The organism is Dolichospermum circinale AWQC131C (assembly GCF_000426905.1).
GTDB lineage: Bacteria > Cyanobacteriota > Cyanobacteriia > Cyanobacteriales > Nostocaceae > Dolichospermum > Dolichospermum circinale.
The window spans coordinates 6,022-13,118 of record NZ_KE384594.1 but is presented as its reverse complement, the minus strand read 5'-3'; the positions used below and the strand labels follow the sequence as shown (position 1 = coordinate 13,118).

At 38.2% G+C, this 7,097-nt stretch carries 3 protein-coding genes; 2 read left to right on the top strand and 1 reads right to left on the bottom strand.

What is annotated here, in order from left to right; translation table 11 throughout:
• Window positions 1-563 precede the first annotated feature (563 nt).
• Window positions 564-4,937, top strand: coding sequence for a ribonucleoside-triphosphate reductase, adenosylcobalamin-dependent (gene nrdJ / locus ACIR131C_RS0104145; protein ID WP_028089176.1), 4,374 nt, complete (start codon window positions 564-566; stop codon window positions 4,935-4,937).
• Between the two features lie 113 nt (window positions 4,938-5,050).
• Here the strand turns inward: nrdJ and ACIR131C_RS0104140 are convergent, their stop codons facing one another.
• Window positions 5,051-5,878, bottom strand: coding sequence for a DUF3598 family protein (locus ACIR131C_RS0104140; RefSeq protein ID WP_028089175.1), 828 nt, complete (start codon window positions 5,876-5,878; stop codon window positions 5,051-5,053).
• Between the two features lie 379 nt (window positions 5,879-6,257).
• Between ACIR131C_RS0104140 and ACIR131C_RS0104125 the strand changes: the two genes are divergently transcribed.
• Window positions 6,258-6,476 (top strand): ssl0294 family protein, encoded by a 219-nt coding sequence (locus tag ACIR131C_RS0104125; protein WP_028089174.1) that lies wholly within the window; start codon window positions 6,258-6,260, stop codon window positions 6,474-6,476.
• The last annotated feature ends 621 nt before the right edge of the window (window positions 6,477-7,097 follow it).

Below are 7,097 nucleotides of genomic sequence, written 5' to 3'. Positions count from 1 at the left end.
ACTAAATAAATATTATTAATAATAATTTTTATAGTTAAATATAACTTAAAATTTAATTACATTTTATCAGATATTATAACAATAAGAAAGTTTTACTATAAATAAATTCCTATTTAAAATCAAATTTAAATTGATATAAAAATATATTTAAAAGATTAAAATCATGAATTACAAGATGACAATCATGAAAAATATAAATTTATTCAAATATTAAAAGATTAAGATCATGAACTAAAAGATGACAATCATGAAAAATATAAATTTATTGAAGAATTAAAGGATAAGGTGAAAATTTATCAGTTGAAGGCTGATGTATACTTATCTAAGTGTAGTATTATATGCACCAATAGAGCATATAAAAATTACTAAATTACATAAATAACCTAGTATGAGAAAAAAAGTAGGTGAAATTTTGAAAATTGACAACTATAGACTACATTTAGGGTTTTCTACCGAAAGGAAGATACAGTTACAATTGACACAAACATGATTTTAACAATCTTTGCTTATATAACTACTTGACGTTATAGTCTTAATTTGTGAATCAGCAACAAAATCTTATTATGGTCAGGGAACTTGAGCGCAAATATCAGGGTGTATTTCCAGAATCGGCCCCAGCAGCTAATCCGGTGTTTTTTAGAACCTACAGCAGACGCACGGATGCGGGTTTGAGGGAAACCTGGAGTCAGGTGTGCGATCGCACTTTACAGGGTTTAATAGAATTAGGAAAACTCACCCATGAAGATGCTGTTATCTTGGATAAGATGCAGCGAAACATGAAATGTCTCCCTAGCGGGCGCTGGTTGTGGGTTGGTGGCACGAATTGGTTATCTAATGCTAAAAACTATTCTGGTGCTTACAACTGCACCTCTACCAACCTTGTAGACTGGGAAGCCTTTGGGTTAATGATGGATTTGGCTATGATGGGTTGTGGCACAGGAGCGGTCATTGAACCACGGTATATTAATCAGCTACCTCCTATCCGCAACCGCATTAATATCAGTATTCGCGGTGAAGTTGGTAGTACACCCAAGGAACAACGTCGTGAACTTACACAAATTTTGATTGATGGTAACAGTGTTATTATTTACGTCGGAGATAGTCGAGAAGGTTGGGTAAAATCCTACCAAAGTATTTTAGAACTATCCACTGATGAACGCTTTACCGATGACGTGCAAGTAGTTGTAGATATTTCCGATGTGCGTCAATCCGGGGAAACACTCAAAGGTTTTGGCGGTATGGCTAATCCCGTGAAATTACCTGGATTGTATCAGTGTTGCGCCTCTATTCTCAATAAGGCAATAGGTAGACAATTAAATTCAGTTGAATGCTGCTTGTTAATTGATGAAGCTGCTGTAACAATTGTGGCAGGAAATATACGTAGAAGCGCGGGTATGCGTCAATTCGTTTCTGAAGATGAACAAGGCGCAACTGCCAAAGATAACCTCTGGCAACAAGACGCAGAAGGTAACTGGCGTATAGATCCAGAACGTGATTCTTTGCGAATGGCCAACCATACACGAGTCTTTCACCGCAAACCAACCTTAGAAGAATCCATTGCTGCTGTACGTAAACAATATTACAGCGGTGAAGGGGCAATTCAATGGGCTGGTGAAGCAGTCGCTAGAGCTAATGCTGATTTATTAAATACACCAGAACGGAAAAGAGACTTTTTGCAGGCTTACGAGCAAGGGAAAGTCGAGCAATGGATAAAAGAATACCATCCTGAAATTGATGCTAATGAGCTAGAACATAGAACAGGTAGGTTTGGTTTAAATCCGTGCATAACGGCTGATACTTGGGTTCACACTGAACAAGGTGCAAGACTTGTTAAAGATTTGATAGGTAAACAGTTGAGTGTGTATGTCAATGGAGAATTGTTCAGCACTACAACCGATGGCTTTTGGTTTACAGGAGTCAAACCCGTATTAAAAGTTATCACTCAAGAGGGCTATGAATTGCGTTTAACCGGCAATCATCAGCTACTTAAGGTGACTGCTCAAACTCAGAAAAAGCAATACTCCGAGTGGGTAGAAGCTGAAAATTTGAGTCCTGGTGATTATATTTTCGTTCATAATCATCGTGGGGTACAACCTTGGGATAGTTTTGGTACTTTTGATGAGGGTTGGTTGCTTGGTAATCTCATTGGTGATGGTAGTATTGCCTCAACACAATCGGGTAAAACAGCGTATCTACGATATTGGGAAGATACTCAAGAAGAAATGGGAAGATATGCTGTTACTTTACTCAAAAAGGCTGTTGATTTTTCTGGCTCCACAGAGTCTGGACACTACCATAAGCAGCTAAAACATCGAGTGATCAACTCATCAGGGTTAGCTAGATTGGCAGCTAATTATGGTGTTACCTTAGAACACAAAATACCAACAGATAAAATTGAGGAAGCCAGCTATGAATTTTATCGTGGTTTCTTACGTGGCTTATTCGATGCTGATGGTAGTGTACAAGGTAATCAACAAAAAGGTGTTAGTGTCAGACTGGCACAAAGCAACCTGGAAACTTTGAAAATTGTTCAAAGAATGCTGGCTCGATTGGGTATTATTTCAACAATTTATCAAGAGCGTCGTAGTGAAAGCTATCGTCATCTTCCTGATAGCAATCGTCAACCAGCCTTGTATTTTTGCAAAGCACAGCATGAGCTTGTAATCACCAATGATAATATCTATGCGTTTCAAAGCATTATCGGATTTCAGGAACCTCAAAAAGCTAATCGCTTGCAAGAATTAATTAGTGGATACAAACGACAACTAAATCGTGAGCGATTTGCAGTTAAAATCAAGGAAATTATACCTGATGGAGTGGAAGCAGTTTTTGACTGTACTGTACCAGGGGTTTCTCGATTTGATGCTAATGGCATTGTTGCCCACAATTGCGGAGAAATTATTGGTAGTAATTTTCACTGTGTAAGTGGTGATACTCTGCTCATCACTAAAGATGGAATGCACAAAATTGAGGATGTTGTTGGATGCGAAATTGACATTTGGAACGGTAAAAACTGGAGTCAAGTTAAACCATTAAAAACTGGTAGTTCTCGCGTTCTCTATCGCGTGCGTTTTGGGGATGGTTCATATTTAGACGCAACTGAATATCATCGCTTCTTTGTCAAAGATAAATTTGGCAAGAATTATAAAGAAGTTCAAACAAAAGATTTGATGGATACCAGTCGGTATGCTATCCACACTGAACCATTTAAAATTCAATACGAAGATGGATTAAATGTTGATTCCAACTATGCCTACACTTTAGGAGTAGCGGTAGGAGATGAGACAACAGATCAAAACAACAATGCCAAGGTTAGGCTTTACGAACAGAAAGCCGCTTTAAATCTTTCAGGAAATAAATCTCCTATCAGAGATTATGACTACTTACCTACTTTTACAGATGTCACAGATTTAGGGTTTTCTGGAGAATTCTTAAAAAGCCTAAAAACAAATTCAGAAGCACTGAACGTCATTGCCAGTTGGAATCGTCAAGCAATTTTGCACTTTATCGCTGGTTTAGCAGATGCAGACGGCTCAAATACACAAAGCAACGGCATCAGAATATATATCTCTGAGTATGATCGAGCTTACCGAGTTCAGTTACTACTAACTAAATGCGGTATTCGTTCATCTGTAAATCTTTGCGCTCACAAAGGGTCAGTTACCAACTATGGCATTAGAAGTAGAGATTTGTGCTACCTGCAAATAACCGATTGTGGCGAAATTCCTTGTCAGCGTTTAGATGTAACTAAAGGTACAGATGCTAAACATAAAGGTAAATGGCAGGTTGTGAAAAGTGTTGAACAACTACCAGGATTACATGATACTTACTGCTTCAATGAGCCTGAATATCATAAAGGTGTTTTTGGTAATACTCTAACCGGAAATTGTAATTTATCAGAGGTACATTTAAACCAGCTTGACCCCGATAACTACAAAGAACAGGAAGAAGCCTTTGCCGCTGGTGCGCTTTCTGTAGTTGCGCTGCTAAACCACCAATTCCTTGAACCGCGTTATCAATACAGTCGAGAACTTGACCCCATTGTCGGTGTATCTTTTACCGGATTATTTGACTTCTTTGTTCATGCTTTTGGTACAGACTGGTTGCGCTGGTGGGAAGCAGGAAGACCAGAAACTCCCGAAGGACTGATATTTAAACGTGGTGAGCAAAAATATCTTAACTTCTGGAAAGATGTAGTCCATCAGGTAGTATGGGAATATTGCGATCGCCATCAGATAAAACGACCCAACCGTTGCACTACAGTTCAACCAGCCGGCACTAAATCCCTCTTGACTGGTGCTTCACCTGGTTGGCATCCCCCCAAAGCCCAAAGATTCATTCGTCGCATCACTTTTCGGAAAAATGACCCCGTAGCCCTAGCCTGTCTAGATTATGGTTACAACGTCATTCCCTCCCAATCTGACAAGGACGAAAACGGCAACTTACTTAATGATCCTTTCGATTCCCGGTGTACGGAATGGTTAGTAGAAATACCAGTTGCTGTGTCCTGGGCGGACTTACCCGGTGCTGAGGAAATAGATATTTCTCGGTTTTCTGTCTTAGCGCAATTAGATTTTGTCATGCAAGTTCAAAACCATTATGTGACACACAACACCTCAGCTACTTTGGAGCTTCGTTCCGAAGAAATAGAAGCATTGGGAACACGCATATATGAAGCTATCCAAAATGACGAAGGATATGTTTCCGCTGCATTGTTAGCCCGGTTTGATGATATCCAAACCTTTCCCCGGTTACCCTTTGAGCCTATAGATAAGCAGACCTATGAACGTTTATCTAGAGAGGTCAAGATTCGACGCAAGACAGATGACTTCTGTGGTGCTTTAAGCCGCTACGATTTGGGTGAGTTATTAGAATCGGGTCCTAGTGGTTGCGACTCTGACAAATGTATGTTCCCCAGCCAATTAATCACCCCTTAAAATTCCTAACTAGGGGCGAACGTCCGTTCGCCCGTACTGGGCTTAACTCCTCTGAAATGGGCTTTTAGTTCACCCATTTCTGCTCAAACAAACGTATTTTATCAAAGTTAACCCTATTTATGTTCAATAATATGAGTTGAGCTAATCCATTCCCCCTTGTCGCTATAATTACGAATTAACCGTTGACGTTCATTTTCTCTAACTAACCAACCTGCGGCGACAAAAAAGGATTTTCTCAATTGTAGTTGCAGAGGAACATCACTAGAACTGCCATCAGGCAATAACAAAATCTGGCGAGCAATTCCTTCCGTTTCTGAGATAATTTTATTTCCTTCTATCCTAGCTTTTGTAGTTATAATTTGCGATTGGAAAGATAATTTTTGTTCTAAATATCCATCACCTATTTTTTGAATTTCTAAATAAGTGGCATAGGTTTCTGATGGTCTCAAATCCGCATAAACTGTATGAGCTTGTCCTCGCCAATTACCAATCAACTGTTCCACCGTCAATTGCGGTCGTTCATAAGCATCTGTAAAACTGCGAAATTCCCTAATCAAAGTTAAACTAATAAAGTTGCGTTTTTGATCATATAATTGCACTAAACGCAAGCGACGATCATGATCAACAAAACCGTATTCGGCTCCAAATTCAGAAAAAGGTGCTAATTGCAATGTTCCTTTAGAAAAAGCTCCCGTGGCAAAAAAGATATTCTGTCTTCCTAAAGAACGATATTCCTGTTGATAATCCTGAATAGGAGGACTATCATAATTAGCAGAATTAAAACGGCGTAATCTAAACAGTACAACTTGATTATGATCATCTGCTTCCAAATTTAGAATACTAGGAGTAGAATCTAATATTTCACCATCGGCAGATATTTTAGTAAATGAACCACGCCATTCACCTAAATTCTTGAGAAAGTTTTCCCAGTTGCTGGCCATAATTTAATTTTTAATTTTAATTTAGATAGCTTATTTTAATTAAATACGGGCTGGAAATCAAGATTAATTATCCTAGTGAAGTAGGTAAACGGAAAAAAAACGACATAAGTAACGAAAACTAAAGTTACCCAAAACCTCTTCCCTGTTTCCTGTTCCCTGTTCCCTGTTCCCTGTTCCCTGTTCTCTGTTCCCTGTTCATAACGACAATTTTTAACGCCAACCTACTTATTATGTGATTATACAGATCGAAATTCGTCCTCAGTTCATTCTCAATCATTAAAAGCTTTGACTTGATCACCGTACTAGTTGTTTTCTCAGACAGATATGTTAAGATTAATGAAGAATTAATAATTTTTTACAGCAATACTTGGAGAGTGTAATGTTTATTAGTGAATTATCCCCCCTAGTTAAAGAATTTGCCCAGAATCCAGTCTCTTTTATGGGTGGGTTCGTTTCTGGTGTCCTCCGTCTCAACTTAAATGAAGAACCCGTCAAAAGTTGGCTAGATAAAAAATGCTGTTCAAAAAGTTCCAGCAACCCAGGCACAGAAACCCAAAGCGCTAAAGCAAATGCACCTCAACAAATCACAATTGACTAAATCACTTAAATTGTTAACAGAGCTAAGTTTAGAGTAATTTAGACTGATAATAGGTAATGGGTAACTAATCAAAATCTCACCTATTACCTATTTCTTTCTCAGTAAAATAACTGAATTTTGTCAGGGGTATTGATATATCAATCTAGAATATGTTATAAAGAAATCACAGGTTGCTGAATGGCTGTTCATACAAAAAATGATAAAGAAATAATTAAGAATGCCATTAACTATCGCGGTAATCATTCTGAAGTCATTCATAAGGATCACAATACAATGAAAGTGATGGCTAGGAAATTTTCAGGTTGACATATCCATGAGTCTACTAGTATATTTCGCCACTGTGTAAGTTAAAGGGAGTAGTTCGTGGGTGACAATGACAGAAACTTGTTAAATGAGGATATTGCCAGAGAATAGTTTTAATGATAGGGTAGGTTAAGATGATATTGTTGAGAAAAAACCCCCAGTGGATGTTAGCCGACTAGGGGAAGTTAGTTATCAGGGTGCATCTACCAATTAAATGTTCTCAGGTGTATAACGATCTTCCGGATAAATTTATTGTTAACAAATTCGATGTTAATTTTAGGAGTCAACTACCTAGCAGTTTTGAGAAAGAGTAGGAAC

Coding starts and splice junctions, on each gene's coding strand:
- nrdJ (WP_028089176.1), top strand. CDS start 564: ATGGTCAGGGAACTTGAGCGCAAATATCAGGGTGTATTTCCAGAATCG.
- ACIR131C_RS0104140 (WP_028089175.1), bottom strand. CDS start 5,878: ATGGCCAGCAACTGGGAAAACTTTCTCAAGAATTTAGGTGAATGGCGT.
- ACIR131C_RS0104125 (WP_028089174.1), top strand. CDS start 6,258: ATGTTTATTAGTGAATTATCCCCCCTAGTTAAAGAATTTGCCCAGAAT.